The organism is Lacisediminimonas profundi (genome assembly GCF_008831265.1).
GTDB lineage: Bacteria > Pseudomonadota > Gammaproteobacteria > Burkholderiales > Burkholderiaceae_D > Lacisediminimonas > Lacisediminimonas profundi.
In genome coordinates, this window is the sequence record NZ_VTTH01000003.1 from 270,415 (window position 1) to 286,469 (window position 16,055).

A 16,055-nucleotide genomic window follows, 5' to 3' on the forward strand; every position below is an offset into this window, starting at 1 on the left:
CTGCCGGCTACGCCATCACAATCCGGTTGCGGCCACTGTTCTTGGCCTGGTAGAGCGCGGCGTCTGCCCGCGCCAGGCTGGCGGCGGCATCGCCAATGAGCGGGGCGACACCGGCACTGAGCGTGATCTGGATAGTGCGGCCATCACCCGAGTCGATACGGCTTTGCTCCAGCGCAAGGCGCAGCCGGTCTGCGATCGCAACGCCATTGTCCGCACTGGTATCGGGCAGCAAGACTGCGAATTCTTCGCCTCCCACCCGTCCGGCGATATCTTGCGTGCGCAAGGCGGTGCCGCCCAAAATCTGGGCCAGGTGCACCAGCACCTTGTCGCCCGCGGCGTGCCCATAGGTGTCGTTGACGCGCTTGAAGTGGTCAAGGTCCAGCATGATCACCATGCCCCCCGGACCGCCCTGCTCGATGAGCGCGAGCTCCGCTTCCAGCCTGACCATGAATGCGCGCCGGTTAGCCAGACCGGTCAGCACGTCGGTGGTGGCCAGATGCTCCAGTGTCTGTTCGCGCCGACGCCGCTCGGTAATGTCGTGGACGATCCACAGGCGCCCGACGTCACCGTCGCCGTGGCCGTCGCCAGTCTGGAGTGGAATGAAATTGACCTTGAAAGTGCGACCATCAGCCAGGGACAATTCGCGATCCAGCACGGTGTTACCGGCCGCCAGTTCCTGGACATCTGGCCAACGCTCGAGAACGGCCCCGGACATCTTGCTGCGCAATGAGCTTGGAGTCATGCCAGCCAGGGCGGCCGGCGTCTCCCGGAAGCCGAACAGGTCGCACATCGCCTGGTTAATCACCACCAGCTTGCCAGACGGTTCCTGCACCAGGACGCCGCCGGGGAAATGGCGGATCACCTCCAGCAGGTGTGCACGTGCGGCGGTCAGCGCCTCTTCCGCCCTGCGGCGCTCGGTGGTGTCCACCATGGTCCAGATCAGGTCGCTTGCAGGCTGCTCGATGTCGAGGCAGCTAAGGCGCATGGAGAACCAGCGCAGAGCCCCGCCTGCGATGCGCAGTTGGCATTCAAGCCTGAACTCTCCAGCCAATCGCCGTTCTGCATGTAGCTGCTCGAAGTCGGCCAGGGATTGGTCGTCGCGGAAGATCAGGCGCATGTTGCGGCCAGTGAGCGGAAGTCCGTCCTCGGAGAAGGTGTCCACCGCCCGCTGATTGGCCAGATTGATAGTTCTGTCGGACGTCGTCACGAACAAGGCCGCGGCAGCATTGTCGAGCAGGGCGCGCCGCAGTTGCGCCTCGGCCATGCGTTGACTGATGTCGGTCTGGGTCCCAATCACCAGCATCCCGGGGTTGCTTGCAGAGTGAGTGGCCTGTCCGCGGATCTCCACCCAGAGCCACTCATTCCCGGCCGTTCGCAGACGGAGCTCGGCGTTGAAGGGTCTGCCCTGCGTTATCTGATGCTGGACCCTGGGCATCACACTGGCGCTGTCCTTGGGATGGATCAGGCGGCTCCAGTCCTGGAACGTGACGCTGCCAGCCTGTGCCGGATGGCCGAGCATTTCGCTGCACCGCGCATCCAGCTTGATGGTCCCGGTGGAGGTATCCCACTCCCACAGTCCATCACGCACCGCTGCGGAGGTGAGGCGCAGGCGCTCTTCGCTTTGGCGCAGTGCTTCATGCGCCGCATGTTCGGTCGTGATGTCATGGATGTAGCCATGCCACAGCGTGCTGCCGTCGCTCTCACGTTCCGGCTTGGCACGGCCCGAGAGCCAACGGATCTCGCCGCTGGCGCGGATGAAGCGGTACTCGCAGCTCCACATGGTGAGCATGCGCGCAGATTCCATGATGCTGATTCGCACCGGCTCCAGGTCTTCGGGATGGATGCGCTCGAAGACAGGTGCTGCGTCCTGCATTGCGGCTTCGGGCGTCATGTCGTAAATATCCATGATGCCCGGGCTGGCGTAGGGAAAGCTGCTGGTGCCGCCGGCATCCAGGCGGTACTGGTACAAGGTGCCCGGCACTTGCGCCATCAGCTTGGTCAGGCGCTCCTGTAATTCGACACGCGCAGCCTCGCTTTCGCGCCGTCCAGAGACGTCGGCCAATATGCCGAATGCCCGGCGGGCGCGCCCATCGGCGTCGCGAAGAGTGACTTTCCCGCGCCCGCTGACCCAGCACCAATGCCCGTCACGGTGGCACATGCGTTGCTCGAAATCCAGCTTGTCAGTCGCGCCATCAAGGACCCGGTCCAGCGCGGCTTGCAGGCCAGGCAAGTCGTCCGGATGCATCAAGTTCCGCATGCCTTCGAGGCTCGGTTCCAGTTCGCCAGGCGCAAGACCGAGAATGTCGGTCAGGCGACGGTCGACACTGATGTAGTTGTTGCTCAGGTCCCAATCCCAGGTGCCTAATTCCCCGCCTTCCAGGGCAAGCTGGTAGCGCTGCTTGTTTTCCTGCAGCAGGTCCTGCTCCCGGCGCACGCGCGAGAACAGCAGGGCAATCCATAGCGCCGCCGCCAGAAGGATGGCTGTAGCCAGGCCGTTTCGTAGCCGGCTGTCATGAATGGCATTACGGGTGCTGGCCAGAGCGCGGTCGCGGCCGAATCCGACGCTGACGATGAGCGGATATTTTTTCAGGCGGCTCCAGGCGTAATAGCGCTCCACGCCATCAACTGGTGCGAACACCTGATATTCACCCTGCAAGGATTGCGGATTGGCGATGAATTCACGCTCCGGCGGAACCGATTGTCCCAGCACGCTTCCTTGAAGGTGCGAGCTGGCCAGGTAGCCGCCGTCATTGAGGACCAGCAAGGCCACGTCGCTGCTGCCGGTGAACACTTCACGGAAGTGGCTGGAAATGTAATCGGGTGAAACGGACAGCACCACGACACCGGCAAAGCGGCCCTCGCGCTGGATGGGATGGGAAAATTGAATGGCCCATTTCCCCGAAACGCGACCCAGCACCGGATGACTGATGAACAGCCTTTCCTGGTTGGTCTCTGCATGAACCAGGAAATGCTCCCGATCGGCAATCGATACCGTGGGCTGACCGGAGCGCAGCTTGTCGTCGAGGTTGGAGTAGGTGATGTCCCCCGCAGCGTCGGCCACGGAAATCTGCATGATGCTGCCGCTGGGAAAGGTATTGAGAGCTGTGTTTACTGCATGCGGGAAGTAATGCTCGCGGTCGACCGCGTACTTGGTCGCCAGGCTATGCGAGAGGTACTCCAGGCCAGACACAAGGGTGCTGACCTGGGTGGCCATGCTGGCCGCCATCTGGGTCGCGCGCTGCCGGGTCTGGCTTTCGGCGTATTTCAGTTGATTCGATTGATCACCTAACAGCTGTATCCAGTAAAAGACGCAGAGCAGTACCACCAGCAGAAGACCGATCAGGGGGCGAGACATGCGCCCGCGGGCATGGGCGACCACTCTGGATATTGTTTTCACCATGCTTTCATCTGCTTGCCAGGTGAAGCCGCTCGTACGCTATCCGCATGTTCGCATGCTGGACATTTCTGGAAGAAATCTCGAAGCGCTTCACGAAGCGTTACCAGTAGCAGTAGACAAGGCACTCACCATTTTTAATTCTAAAACGTCAATTTTCCTCTGCGAAACAGATTGAGGCAAGGGTTCAGGCCGTCCAATCGCAGTCAACTTCGCTTTATCTGAAAGCTTTGTCCGAACATGAACGCCACTCTGTTAGTCTTGTCCGGCATTTTGCGGGCTTGGCAGATGGTTCCAGGCACCGATTCAGGCACTACATAAGGGATACAGGGCGTGATTAAATTATTAGCATCATTGATGGCCGCAGGTTTCCTTCTCGCGGGTTGCGTATTGGTTCCGGTCGAGGTTGCCGAGCCAGGTCCTGGCCCCGGGTTCTGCCCGCCGGGACAGGCCAAGAAAGGCAATTGCACGCCTGGTCAGGGTCGTGGATTCTGTCCACCAGGACAAGCCAAAAAAGGTAATTGCTAGCCCAGGCGGCCGGGCTCCGCCCCGGCCTGCGTGTGCTGGCAGCGCACAGGATCACTGTCATTCGTATTCCCCTCATCCCCGCTGACGACATCGAATTCACCGCAATTCGCGCCCAGGGTGCGGGCGGTCAGAACGTCAACAAGGTGTCGAGCGCCATCCACTTGCGCTTCGACATCCGCGCATCATCGCTGCCGGACATCCTGAAAGAGCGACTGCTTGCATTGAACGACCAGCGCATCACCAAGGACGGCGTGGTGATCATCAAGGCGCAGGCGCACCGCAGCCAGGAAATGAACAAGCAGGAGGCGGTTGATCGCTTGCAGGAACTGGTGGCGAGCATCGCGGTCCTGCCGCGCATGCGCCGGGCAACCAAGCCAACCCGCAGTTCCCAAAGAAAGCGCCTGGAAGGGAAGAACATCCGGGGCCAGATCAAGTCGATGCGCGGAAAAGTTTCGGACTGAGGATTTGGTGAGGATTTGGGTTCACACACGACGTTCCCGGCCGACCCAGTACTTCTCGCGGATATCCTTTTTCAGGACCTTGCCGACCTGGCTGCGGGGTAACTGCTCCCATACCTCGATCGACTTGGGTGCCTTCATGCTGCCCAGCCGGATGCGGCAGAATTCCAGCGCCTCTTCCGCATCCCACTGCGTGCCGGGCTTGAGTTCGACGATGGCCTTGACGGCTTCGCCCCAGATGGCATCGGGCACGCCGACCACGGCGCAGTCGTTGACCGACGGATGGGCCCAGAGCACCTGTTCCACTTCGCCGGGGGAGATGTTGAAGCCGCCCGAGACGATCAGGTCTTTCATGCGGTCCACGATGTAGTAGTAGCCCTGGTCGTCCTGATAGCCGATGTCGCCGGTGTGCAGCCAGCCGTGCCTGAGGGTTTCTGCGGTCTTTTCGGGATCGCGGAAGTAGCCTTTCATGACCAGGTCACCCTGCACCACGATCTCGCCGCGCTCGCCGGCGCCCAGCAGGCGGCCCTGCGGATCCATCACGGCGACGCGGACGAAGGGCGAACTGCGCCCGCAACTCGCGAGCCGGTGCGCAAGACCCGGGTCATCGACAATGCGTCCATGGTCCTGCGCGGTCATGACGGTGCAGACAAATGGCGCCTCGGCCTGGCCGTAGCACTGGACCATGACCGGGCCGAACACATCGAGCGCCTCGCGCAGCCTGTCCACTGACATGGGCGCGGCCGAGTACACGAAATAGCGCAGCGAGCTGTAGTCGTGCCGGCGGATGTCAGCATGCGCGAGCAGCTTGTAGATCACGGTAGGCGGCAGGAACAGCTGCGTCACCGCATACCGCTCAATGGCCGACAGGATGGCGCCGGGCTCGGCGGTCGGCAGGATCACACTGGCGCCGCCATAGCCCATGGTGGCAAATGTCACCGCACCGGCGGCGTGGGTTAGCGGCGCTACCACCAGATGCACCGGCGTGTCCTGCACCGGCATGGCCGCGTACCAGTTGGCAAACATGGTGGCGTAATTGCGATGCGTGACCATCACGCCCTTGGGCAGTCCGGTCGTGCCGCCGGTGCCGCGGATCGCGACCACATCGCCCGCCTGGGCATTGCTGCGGCAAGGAGCCGGGTCCTGGCTGGCGGCCCAGCTCTCGAGATCCGGAATGCCATCGATTGCCCGGTCGATGCAGACAATGCCCTTGAGCCCGGGCATGGCCTGGCGCAGCAGCGGCAACTGTGGCGCGAACTGGCTATGGATGAAGAGGAATTCGCAGTCGCCGCGCGACAGGATGTTGACATTCTCCTCGGCTGAATTTCGCGCGTTGACCGGCAGCCAGACGCCAGACGAGCGCACGATGCCCAGCACCGCGACAAAGGTCAGTAGGTGGTTGCCGCTGAGCAGGCCGACCTGGCTGTCCGGCCCTACGCCTGCCGCATGCAGGCCGTTTGCGATGCGGTACGACAGAACCTGGACCTCGCCATAGCTCAGGGTGCGCCCATCCGGTTCAATCAGGCATGGGGCATGCCCGCCGTAGCCCACGCCACGGTCGAAAAAATCAATCAGTTGCATGCGCCTTGCTCCGGCCAGGGTTCACGCCGGCGAATGCCAGGCCGGAAATCGGTATCGATCGAATCATGGTGTGAATCATGGGGTCTCTGTCATCGCGCCGGTCGGCGCATGGGGATTGTCGGGTGGACATCCGGATTGTGCAAGCCGATCGAAATCTGTTCAAGTGTGGCATCGTTTTCACATCCTTTGATTTGCATATATTCCGTTGTCCTGACTTTTCATATGCCTTCCTGATACAGGATTTGCTACGCTCTCGCCCATGATGGCACTTTACAAACAGCAGGCATCACCCGGGGCAAGGGGTTGGGGATTGGTCCTGGTCCTCCTTGTGCTGGCCACCTTGGCAGGTTTGCTGCTGGAGCGTTACGTCTCTATCACGAGCCAGGCAATGATTTATGTGCTGGCCGTGGTGATTGCAGCCTACAAACTGGGCTGGCTCGAATCGGTCGCATGCGCTCTGGGTGCGGTCACGGCGTTGAACTTCTTTTTTGTGCCGCCCCGGCGGACTTTCGAGATTGAAAGCCGGGAGCATTTCATCGCGCTGGGGGTCATGCTGGTGGTGGCACTCGTCATCAGCCGCCTGGCCAGCGGCCTGCGACGGGAAACTGACATGGCTCGCCTGAATGAGCGCCGGGCGCACCAGCTGCAGACGCTGGCCACCGACTTGGCGGGAGCCGCAACGCCACAGGATGTCTTGTCGCTGGGACGCTCTGCGCTACAGGCTGCTTTCGAGGGACCTTGTGTTCTGGTCCTGGCTTCACCGACTGGCACCCTGGCGCAGGACGATGAACTGGCTTCCGATATACGCGACGGCTTGAATTGCTGCTTGCGGGAGCAGGCAGTGCTCGGACCCGGAACCGGGCGCTGGCCCGGCCTGCAAGCCTGGTATGTGCCGCTGGCAGAGCAGGGCATGTCCTTGGGTGCAGCCTGTATATCCCCGGCGCCGGCTGGAGATATCGCGGGCCGCGCGCACGCTCAGGCACTCTGCGCGCTCCTGGCCCAAAGCCTGAGGCGTTTGCAGCTGGTCGGCTCCATGCGGGCCGCTCAAAGCGAAGCGCAGCGGCAGCAGTTGCAAAGCACCCTGCTCGCGGCGATCTCCCATGACCTGCGCACGCCGCTGGCGGCAATGGTGGCTGCCGCCACCTCGCTTCAGACGCAGCGTGACAGGCTGGGTGCTGCAGATCAGGACCGGCTGTTGGAGACCATCGTCAGCGAGGCTGCCTATCTGGATGCCATGACCGACAACACACTGCAGCTGGTGCGTCTGGCCGGATCGAGTGCCGCGGTTCAGCGCAACTGGGAGTCAGTGGAGGAAATTGTCGGTGCCGTCCTGGGACGACTGCGGCGGCATGACCCTGCGCGCCGCATCCGATCCAGTGTGCCGCCGAACTTGCCACTCATTAAGGCCGACTCGGTTCTGCTGACCCAGTTGCTCGGTAACCTGGTCGGCAATGCGCTGCAGTACAGCGACGGTGATGTCGAACTCACGGTGCAGATTCGGCCGAAGGGCATCGAGGTCTGCGTTCACGACCGTGGTCCTGGCATCCCCGAGCTTGAACGAGAGGCGATTTTCCAGCCGTATGTGCGCGGCGATCATGCCGGGCGACGCGGCACCGGGCTGGGCCTGGCTGTGTGCCGCGCGATTGCCCAAGCGCACCACGCCGAGCTGCATCTGAGCCCGAGGGTCGGGGGGGGCAGCAGCTTTTGCCTGGTTCTGCCGCTCGACGTCCAGCCATCGGCGGCCGTGCCGGCAAAGGGGCCGGCGCCATGAGCCTGCGTGTGCTGGTGGTGGAGGACGACAGCGAGATCCGTGCCCTGCTCCATACTGCGCTGACGGTGGAGGGCTTCAAGGTGCAGAGTGCGGTCTCGCTCAGGGAGGCCGCCGCCTTGTTGCAGCATCGGCCGCCGGATGTCGTAGTACTGGACCTCGGGCTGCCCGACGGCGATGGCCTGCAATTGGTGCGCGATGTGCGCCTGCATTCCAGTGTGCCCATCGTTGTGGTATCGGCCCGGCATCAGGAGGCGCAGAAGATCGCACTGCTCGACGCCGGAGCCGACGACTACCTGACCAAACCGTTCAGCGTGGGAGAGTTGCTCGCGCGCATCCGTGTAGCGCTGAGGCATCGGGGCACGACGCTGGCCGCCGCGGTTACGGTGCATGAGCTGGGCGAGCTGAAAATCGATCTGGAAAAGCATGTGGTGACGCGCTACGGCGAGCCGGTACATCTCACGCCGACCGAATTCAGGCTGCTGGCGCGTCTTGTTCGCAGCGCCGGCCGCGTGGTGACGCACCGCCAGTTGCTGACCGACGTTTGGGGGCCGGAGTACACCGAGCACACACACTACCTGCGACTGTACATGGCCCAGTTGCGGGCCAAGATAGAGCACGTCCCAGCAGAGCCACGGCATTTGCTGACCGAAACCGGCGTCGGCTACAGGCTGGCAACCGATTGATCCGGCAGGCCGATTTTTCCTTATGCGTTCCTGATGTCTGCGCGGCGACAGTACGCCCATTCGCTTTGAAGGGATCAATGAATGGATATGAATCAATTGCCACATCGCCGGGAAGGCCTGGCTGCCCTGACGCTGGGTGCCCTGGGGGTTGTGTATGGGGACATCGGCACCAGCCCGCTCTACACCATGAAGGAAGTCTTCAGTCCTGCCACCGGCATTCCAGTCGATGCGGCACACCTGGTTGGCGCAGTCTCGACGATTTTCTGGGGGCTGATGCTGGTGGTGACGCTGAAGTACGTGCTCCTGATTTTGCGCGCAGACAACCGCGGCGAAGGAGGCATCATGGCGCTCACCGCCTTGGCCGCACATGCCGCCGGCAAGACGCAGCAGCGCCGTGTGGCCCTGCTGCTGACTGGCGTCATGGGGGCCGCCTTGTTTTATGGCGACAGCGTCATCACGCCGGCTATTTCGGTGCTCAGCGCGGTAGAAGGGCTGGAAGTGGTCACGCCGCTTCTCAAGCCCTATGTGTTGCCCATTTCGGTGGCTGTACTGGTGGCCCTGTTTTCGGTTCAGCGTTATGGAACAGGTCTGGTCGGCAAGATGTTCGGCCCGGTGATCTGCCTGTGGTTCGGCGTGCTGGCATGGACCGGCGTATCGGAAATCATGCGCGAACCGGCCATCCTGGCGGCGCTCAATCCGCTGCAGGCGCTGGCCTTCCTGCGCGCGCAGGGCTGGCATATGTTTGTCGCGCTGGGCGCCATCGTGCTGGCCTTGACGGGTGCCGAGGCGCTGTACGCCGACATGGGGCATTTCGGCAAGCGGCCGATTCAGTTGGCCTGGACTGGAATGGTCCTGCCGGCGCTGGCGCTCAACTACATGGGGCAGGGCGCGCTGCTGATGCGCGACCCCTCGGCACTGGAGAACCCTTTTTACCGCATGTTCCCCGAGACCTGGCTGCTACCGGCAGTGTTGCTGGCCACAGTGGCTACCGTCATTGCCTCGCAGGCTGTGATTTCCGGCGCCTATTCCATGACGAAGCAAGCTGTTCAGCTTGGCCTGCTGCCTCGCTTGCAGGTGCGCTACACCTCGGCCCGCGAGGCGGGGCAAATCTACATGCCTCAGATTAACTGGCTGCTGCTGGTGGCTGTGCTGCTGGCCGTGGTCGGCTTTGGCAGTTCCTCGGCACTTGCCTCGGCTTATGGCATTGCAGTGACGGTGACCATGCTCATTACAACCGCGCTGACCTTCTTCGTCATTCGTCATGCCTGGGGCTATCCTCTGCCGCTGGCGCTCGCGGCTACTGGTGCATTCCTGGTGCTCGATGCCATGCTGGTGGTTTCGTGTGCGCTGAAATTTCTCGATGGCGGCTGGTTCCCGCTGGTCACGGGGGCGTTTATTTTCATCGTCATGGCCACTTGGCGACGTGGGCGCGAGTTGCTGCTGGAGAACATCCGCCAGGGCGATCCGGAGCTGTTGCCATTTGTGCGCGCCTTGTCGGCCGATACCATTCCCCGAGCTTCGCGCACCGCGGTCTATGCCGTGGCCAATCCGGACACCGTGCCACAGGCGCTGATGCACAACCTCAAGCATAACCAGGTTCTGCATGAGCGCAATCTGATTCTCACCGTGGTATTCCACGATGTACCGTGGATTCCGTCCGAGCAGCGGGTTCAGGTCACTCCGCTAGTGCCGGGCTTCTGGCGAGTGCAGGTGAACTACGGGTTCATCAACCAGCCTGACATTCCACAGGCATTGGCGTTGTGCCAGGCGCAGGGGCTGACGATCAACCTGTTCGAGACGTCCTACTTCCTGAGCCGGGAGATCGTGGTGCCCACCAAGGGGGCCGGCATGGCGAAATGGCGCGAGGCCTTGTTCTCCATCATGTCGCGCAATGCAGGCAACGTTGCATACTTTTTCCGACTGCCCGATAACTGCGTGATCGAGCTTGGAACACGCGTCCAGATCTGATCCGATCAGAGCAAGCCCACCATGGATGAGGGGGCAGGTCTCAACTTTGTACTCAATCGAACGTTTGGGCAGTAGAGGTCAAGACCTGACCCCACTCCCGGACGACTGTGCAGTAAATGTCAAGACCTGACCCGGCCCTTTCGGGCTACAGCGCAGCAATCGTGTCCCGCAGTCGCGCCACCAGATCGGGAACCAGGCTGAGCCGCCCGGCCTCCTCGTCGATCACGCGTTCAAATGCAGCCTTCTTCAAGGCGCGAAAATCGATCGCTTGCCGGGTGCTCGCTGGCACCGTGCTGGCCAGAATGTCGAACAGCCGATCGATGGCATGCAGGCGCCCCCACAGGAAGTCGTTTTCCCGCGTGACGCGGCTGAGAAATCCGCCGAAGCCGGCAAAGGTTCCGCCTAATAGCATCCTGGTCGCGTCTGGTGCAGACAGGCTGAGGGCATCGTCCGGACTTATCCGGTCGATCAGGATTTCCTCTATTGTTCCGCCTTCGGGTGACAGGGCGCTCACCGCAGGCCGAAGTATGATGTCCCAGTAAAAATAGCCCAGGTAGGCGGAGAGAATCGCGCCGCGGGAACCTGGATCGAGACTGGTCACCAGCGAAGATGAAAGCACCGCGTCCGCATCGTCGTTCCTGCGCGTCATGTCGCATTCGAAGGCAAGCCGATTCACTACATTGGTGATGGCGGCATCATTCGTGCGGAAAAACTGGTCGACATCAATCTCGCCCGAATCCGCCGGGAACAGCTTCCGGCACATGACATGCGCCTGATTGCTCAGGAAATTGGCGTCCTCGTAAATCGCCAATTCATCGATGAGTTTGTGAATCTGTATCTTCAGGAGATCGAGATCCCCGGATTTCGTGGAATACGGCTCCGCTGACGCAGCACTGCCATAGAACTCATTGATCTCGTGAAGTATGAAATTCAAACGCCTCTTCTTGTAGATCACCCCGAAGTCGATGACCATCTTCGAGAACGTGGGCATCTCGGCGTATTCATGAACGATCTCCGGCATACGGTAGGAATCGGACAGCAGTATGCCGTGGTGTGCGGCCCAGCATTCGACGACCGCCTGGATCCTGCGTGCTTCTGCCGAATCGCTGGAGAAGCGGCAGGCGCGGCGAATCAGGTCGACCAGGTAATCCAGCGCTTCCAGCACCAGGGATCGCATGTACGAGTCGTAGACAATCGTTGTTCCGGCCAGCAGGTTGGTGGATGTCAGGCGCCAGTGCCGCACATCATTGACGGTGAACGTGCCCATGATCCGCCCGCCGGTCGCGTCCGCGATCATTTTTTCAACCTGGGGCCTGGCGAAATAAATGGTCTCCTTCAGGCGTCGGACCTGCTTGTTGTATCGGCTGACCTCTGCGAGTTCGTTAAAGGTCGGGTCGATCCGTGGCAAGTCGGAGAGCGCCCCTCTCAGGGTCGCGAAAAATCCCGGCACGCTGCTGCTGGGAGCCGGCTTGTCGATCCTGGAATGGGGGTCGATATAGATCAGGCGGCGATCCACTTCGCGGAAAGCGCTATGCGAGCGGATTGCCTCCAGTGTTGCCATGATCGGCTTGTTGTCGAGGATGCTGCCATCGACCAGCACGGCATCTTCCGGCTTCTTTCCCTGCTCGATATAGTTGCTGAAATTGCGGGCAAGGAAACGTGAGCGCGCGGGCCATGGCTGGTGGCGGGACGCCAGCAGATCATCCATTTCGCGTAGTTGCGCCGGCGGGAATGCGCCCGGATAGGAAGCAGATGCGCGCGCTGCGAAAGCAAGCGACGGCAGGCTTTCGAAATCAAAGTCGCTCTGCAAATGCCCGGCCTTGTCATGCTCCAGGTGAAAGCGGAAAACATGACGATGCTCGCGCTCCCGGACCACTGGCGGATCGTGAATGAATATCGAGCGATCGAAGCCGCGGAAATCGGTTACCGTGAGAAGCAGGTCGAGCCTGGTGCCGGTCGGCATCAGTGATTCGCTCCAGTCGTTCGGCTTTTCCATTGCTGCCAGGCCATCAAGTATGAGGCTGGCGAAGCGAGGGCCATCGAGGGGCGGCTTGAACCAGCGCGAACGGAGGAATACCGAAACCCGTTCCTGCATTTCGGCATCGATTTTTCCGCTGATCAGGCCTTCACGCTGGAGCCGTGCAAGCATGGGCCGCACGAAGGGCCAGAAAATCCATTTGTTCCAAAGCCGGGCCCGGGCCTCGGGCGCCAGCAACTTGAGCATGTCAGCTTCTGCCAGCCACATGTCGGTGAGCGGCGCAAGGCTGAGGTCGTGAGCCAGGGCCCGGCCCAGTGCGACACCGTTCATGCCGCCCGCCGACGCGCCGGCAATCACGTCGACGATGACGCGCAGCGATAGATCCTGACCGACTTTTTCCAGACACTGGAGATAGACATCGCCAGTCGATCGCTCCGGTTCGTCCGGATAGCGGTTGTGAAATGAAGGTGCCTCGCCCGGCTCCTCCTGCCTATCCCTTTGATTGAGCTTTGATGCCCGCACCAGGTTCAGGATTTCACGGTTGATGCCATGTTGGTAGACAGCGAGCGAGACGCCGCCGAAGAACACCACCGCCAGCCGCAATTCCTTTTCTTTCATGGCCAGCCTCCTTTTGGTACGCCAGGAGCCAAAAACCATTCTATCCGGACAGCGCTGCAAGGCTTGCGGGCCTTGTTGACCTGCATCAAGCGGCAGTGCGAGACCCGGCGACACCCTGACGCCGCTGAAAGCAGGGCGGGCTGGCACTGCGGGAAAAGGCCTTCAAGGACATGTCCGGAATCGCTGCAGATTTACTTGCACTGAAGATCATTTCACCGGAAGCGGCTGGCTGGCCGGCACCGGGACTGCAGTAACGCTGTTTTTCGGGCTGCCATCGATGATCCGGTCCGAATACACTAGGTAGACCAGCGTATTGCGCTTCCTGTCGGCCATGCGCACCACCCGCACATGCTTGAAAAGAAACGAGGACCGTTCCGAAAACACTTCTTCCTCGCGCGGAAAAGTCCCGTTGAAAACGATCGGCCCCACCTGGCGGCAAGCGACGGAAGCATCGGACGTATCCTCGGCAATCCCGAGTGTGCCCTTGATGCCACCGGTCTTGGCATGCGACAGGTAGCACGACACGCCATTCACCTTGGGATCGTCAAACACGTCGACGACGATCTTGTTGTTTGCACCCAAAAACCGGAAGGTGGTCGAGACGTCGCCGACGGTCTCTGCCTGCGCGCTCAATGCGGCGATAGCCAGGGTGGCGAACGTGATTATTTTTCTCATGGGAATTCCTCAGGCGTGTATCGGAGATTGCTGCTCAGTCTAGCGGTTTCACAGTTGACTGGCGGCTCACTGAAATGCTCGTCAATGAGCGCGAGCGATGAACATCAGCCGGCTTGTCAAACAAGGGAATGCTGCCGGGACCACTGGATGACAGTCGCCAGGCACTGCTGTAACTGATCGGGTTGGCCCAGGTAGTAGTGGGTGGCACCCTCGATCCGCACCAATTCCTTGTCAGCTGTGGCAAGTGCCTGGAACACCTGCCGGTTATGTGTCGCCGGAACAGCATCGTCTGCGCCGTTCTCGATCTGCAAGACCGGTGTCAGTCTTACCCGCGCCGCATTGGGCGCAGCCTTGATATTGGAGTGGTCGTAAGACCACTGCGACAGCCAGCTCCGCAAGGTCGTGAAACGTGCAAGTCCGACCGGGCCCGAGTTGACCACCCGCGGATCGCCCAGATAGCACCAGTTCGGGCGGCGGCCGTTAGGGTCAATCGACGGGTCCAGCCACCTGACATCGCACATCGTGCGGTGAACAATAAAGCAGCGTTCCGATTCAGATCCGCCATTCTTCAAACGATCGAGCATCGCTATCGCCCAGTCGCTGATGCGCCGGTTCCGGGCGAGTTGCGCCTGGCGGAAGCGGGCAATGAAATTGGCGCTGTACGGCGGCTGGTTTGGACAGGCGGGATCGTAGATGTCGAGCTCCGGATCGCGGCGATCGGGATCGATCTCGTCCAGCACGGAGGGATCCATCCACTCAGTCAGCGTTTCCGGCCGGCTCAAGTGTGCCGCGACGAAGATCAGTCCATCTGCGGGTATCAGGCCAGCCTGCGTCAAGTCGTAGGGATCCCCGGCAGGCGTGTGGGTGATCGTGGGCGATTCGGCCTGCGCCTGGTAAAACAAGGACAGTGCGCCTCCCCCTGACCAGCCCACCAGGATCACCTTTTCGTAGCCAAGATCTTCGCGTGCATGACGGATGTAAGCGCCAAGGTCGAAGGCCACCTTCTCCATGATGAGTGCGGAGTCGTTCTTCGCGTAGCGACTGGCGGCGCACAGCACATGCATGCCGGCTTCGGCCAGGGCGATGGGCATCGGCATCAGCTGCAGGGTAGAGGCCGGATGCATGAACACATACACCACGCTGGAGTCCACATTGCGCGGAACCAGGCGCTGTCCTTCGAGGAAGGTATAGCCCTGGCTGCCTGCGAACCCATAGGACTCCACCATTCCGGCAGGTTCCTGGAATTTGATGATCACTGGAACACGGTCGAAACCATGCGGCTGCACAGCTTGATTCATGCGACGAGCTTCCTGGTGTTATGCGTTGATGTGCTTGCTCACTGGTGACCGATAGGGGCCGCTGCCGGCTGCTTCGCGCCCGGCAGCGGCCCATCACAGCCTGGCAGGCGTTATTGAGCCTTGATGTTGTTGTCCTTGATGACCTTGCCCCAGCGGACAGATTCATTCTTGATGAAAGACGCGAACTCCGCCGGGCTGGCGCTTGGCTGTGCAGTCGCGCCGATTTTCGTCAGATGTTCGATCACCTCGGGGCTTCTCAAGCCTTTGGTCAGGGCCGCATGCAGTTTCTGGATGATCGCATCCGGGACGCCGGCAGGAGCGCCAATGCCGAACCATGGTTGCACCACAAGCTCGGGATAACCAGCCTCGATCACAGTGGGGACATCCGGCAATTGAGGTGAACGCTTTGGCGTGAACACGACCAGTGCCTTGACTCTGCCGGCCTTGAGCTGAGGCAGGGCGACAGTCAGCGAGCTCTGGAAGTCCAGTTGCGTGGTGCCGCCAATCAAATCCTGGACTTGCTGTGTCGCGCCTTTGTACGGTACATGAAGCAGCGATATGCCTGCCTGGGTCTTCAGAAGTTCAGCGGCCAGGTGTGGAATGGTGGCCACGCCGGGCGTCCCGAAGGCGTATTTGCGCGGGTTCTCTTTCGCGCTCTTAACCAGATCCGCAAGACTGTTGAAAGGCGTGTCCTTGTTCGCCAGCAGAACCGGCGTCATCGCCGCAAAATTGGTAATGGGTGCAAGATCCTTGGCGGGGTCGAATGGAATCTCGCCCAGGTGCGGAGCAATGCTGACTGTGATCAGTTCCATGCCGATGGTGTAGCCGTCAGGTGCGGACTTGGCGAGCACGTCATGTCCGGTAACACCGTTGCCGCCAGGACGATTGTCAACAACGACCGGCTGTTTGAATTCGTCACGCAAGATATTGGCAGCTTGCCGGGCAATGTAATCGACAGGGCCGCCAGGCGGAAAGGGGACGATTAATTTGATTGGCTTGCTTGGCCAGGTTTGGGCCTGGGCTTGAGCCACAATTGGCAAGGCGGTAGTGCAAAACAGTAAAGCCGCAAGAATTTTTTTCATTTATGTATAGCCTCCTGAGGT

Annotated in this window: 10 protein-coding genes; 4 read left to right on the plus strand and 6 right to left on the minus strand. The window is 61.1% G+C overall.

Annotated elements, in window-relative coordinates:
• Positions 1–7: 7 nt before the first annotated feature.
• Positions 8–3,355, minus strand: a complete 3,348-nt coding sequence (locus FVE66_RS10985) for a PAS domain-containing protein (RefSeq protein ID WP_206668753.1) — start codon at positions 3,353–3,355, stop codon at positions 8–10.
• A 617-nt stretch (positions 3,356–3,972) separates the two neighbouring features.
• Here FVE66_RS10985 and arfB point away from each other — a divergent pair.
• Complete coding sequence (gene arfB, locus FVE66_RS10995; protein WP_151447722.1) at positions 3,973–4,383, plus strand: alternative ribosome rescue aminoacyl-tRNA hydrolase ArfB; 411 nt, start codon at positions 3,973–3,975, stop codon at positions 4,381–4,383.
• A gap of 21 nt (positions 4,384–4,404) precedes the next feature.
• On the opposite strand, the gene FVE66_RS11000 is transcribed toward arfB, so the two are convergent.
• The gene (locus FVE66_RS11000; protein WP_151447481.1) at positions 4,405–5,961 is read right to left on the minus strand and encodes an AMP-binding protein; all 1,557 of its coding nucleotides are present in this window, start codon (positions 5,959–5,961) and stop codon (positions 4,405–4,407) included.
• A gap of 310 nt (positions 5,962–6,271) precedes the next feature.
• Here FVE66_RS11000 and FVE66_RS11005 point away from each other — a divergent pair, with 310 nt between their 5' ends.
• The 3 genes from FVE66_RS11005 (at position 6,272) to FVE66_RS11015 (ending at position 10,383) form a co-directional block, all read left to right on the plus strand.
• A complete protein-coding gene (locus tag FVE66_RS11005; RefSeq protein WP_241673159.1) occupies positions 6,272–7,732 on the plus strand; it encodes a sensor histidine kinase in 1,461 nt (486 codons plus the stop codon).
• On the plus strand, positions 7,729–8,415 hold the full coding sequence (locus FVE66_RS11010) for a response regulator (RefSeq protein ID WP_151447482.1): 687 nt from the start codon (positions 7,729–7,731) through the stop codon (positions 8,413–8,415). Before FVE66_RS11005 ends, FVE66_RS11010 begins: the two co-directional genes overlap by 4 nt.
• An 81-nt stretch (positions 8,416–8,496) precedes the next feature.
• On the plus strand, positions 8,497–10,383 hold the full coding sequence (locus FVE66_RS11015; protein ID WP_421829574.1) for a potassium transporter Kup: 1,887 nt from the start codon (positions 8,497–8,499) through the stop codon (positions 10,381–10,383).
• A 145-nt stretch (positions 10,384–10,528) separates the two neighbouring features.
• On the opposite strand, the gene FVE66_RS11020 is transcribed toward FVE66_RS11015, so the two are convergent.
• The 4 genes from FVE66_RS11020 to FVE66_RS11035 all read right to left on the minus strand — a co-directional run bounded on the left by FVE66_RS11020 (position 10,529) and on the right by FVE66_RS11035 (position 16,034).
• Positions 10,529–12,979, minus strand: a complete 2,451-nt coding sequence (locus FVE66_RS11020) for a patatin-like protein (RefSeq protein ID WP_151447483.1) — start codon at positions 12,977–12,979, stop codon at positions 10,529–10,531.
• 207 nt (positions 12,980–13,186) lie between these two features.
• On the minus strand, positions 13,187–13,654 hold the full coding sequence (locus FVE66_RS11025; protein ID WP_151447484.1) for a CreA family protein: 468 nt from the start codon (positions 13,652–13,654) through the stop codon (positions 13,187–13,189).
• Positions 13,655–13,770: 116 nt separating this feature from the next.
• The gene (locus tag FVE66_RS11030; RefSeq protein WP_151447485.1) at positions 13,771–14,952 is read right to left on the minus strand and encodes an alpha/beta hydrolase family protein; all 1,182 of its coding nucleotides are present in this window, start codon (positions 14,950–14,952) and stop codon (positions 13,771–13,773) included.
• 110 nt (positions 14,953–15,062) lie between these two features.
• Complete coding sequence (locus tag FVE66_RS11035) at positions 15,063–16,034, minus strand: Bug family tripartite tricarboxylate transporter substrate binding protein (RefSeq protein ID WP_151447486.1); 972 nt, start codon at positions 16,032–16,034, stop codon at positions 15,063–15,065.
• Between the last annotated feature and the right edge of the window lie 21 nt (positions 16,035–16,055).

Coding starts and splice junctions, on each gene's coding strand:
- FVE66_RS10985 (WP_206668753.1), bottom strand. CDS start 3,355: ATGTCTCGCCCCCTGATCGGTCTTCTGCTGGTGGTACTGCTCTGCGTC.
- FVE66_RS11000 (WP_151447481.1), bottom strand. CDS start 5,961: ATGCAACTGATTGATTTTTTCGACCGTGGCGTGGGCTACGGCGGGCAT.
- FVE66_RS11010 (WP_151447482.1), top strand. CDS start 7,729: ATGAGCCTGCGTGTGCTGGTGGTGGAGGACGACAGCGAGATCCGTGCC.
- FVE66_RS11015 (WP_421829574.1), top strand. CDS start 8,497: ATGGATATGAATCAATTGCCACATCGCCGGGAAGGCCTGGCTGCCCTG.
- FVE66_RS11020 (WP_151447483.1), bottom strand. CDS start 12,979: ATGAAAGAAAAGGAATTGCGGCTGGCGGTGGTGTTCTTCGGCGGCGTC.
- FVE66_RS11025 (WP_151447484.1), bottom strand. CDS start 13,654: ATGAGAAAAATAATCACGTTCGCCACCCTGGCTATCGCCGCATTGAGC.
- FVE66_RS11030 (WP_151447485.1), bottom strand. CDS start 14,952: ATGAATCAAGCTGTGCAGCCGCATGGTTTCGACCGTGTTCCAGTGATC.
- FVE66_RS11035 (WP_151447486.1), bottom strand. CDS start 16,034: ATGAAAAAAATTCTTGCGGCTTTACTGTTTTGCACTACCGCCTTGCCA.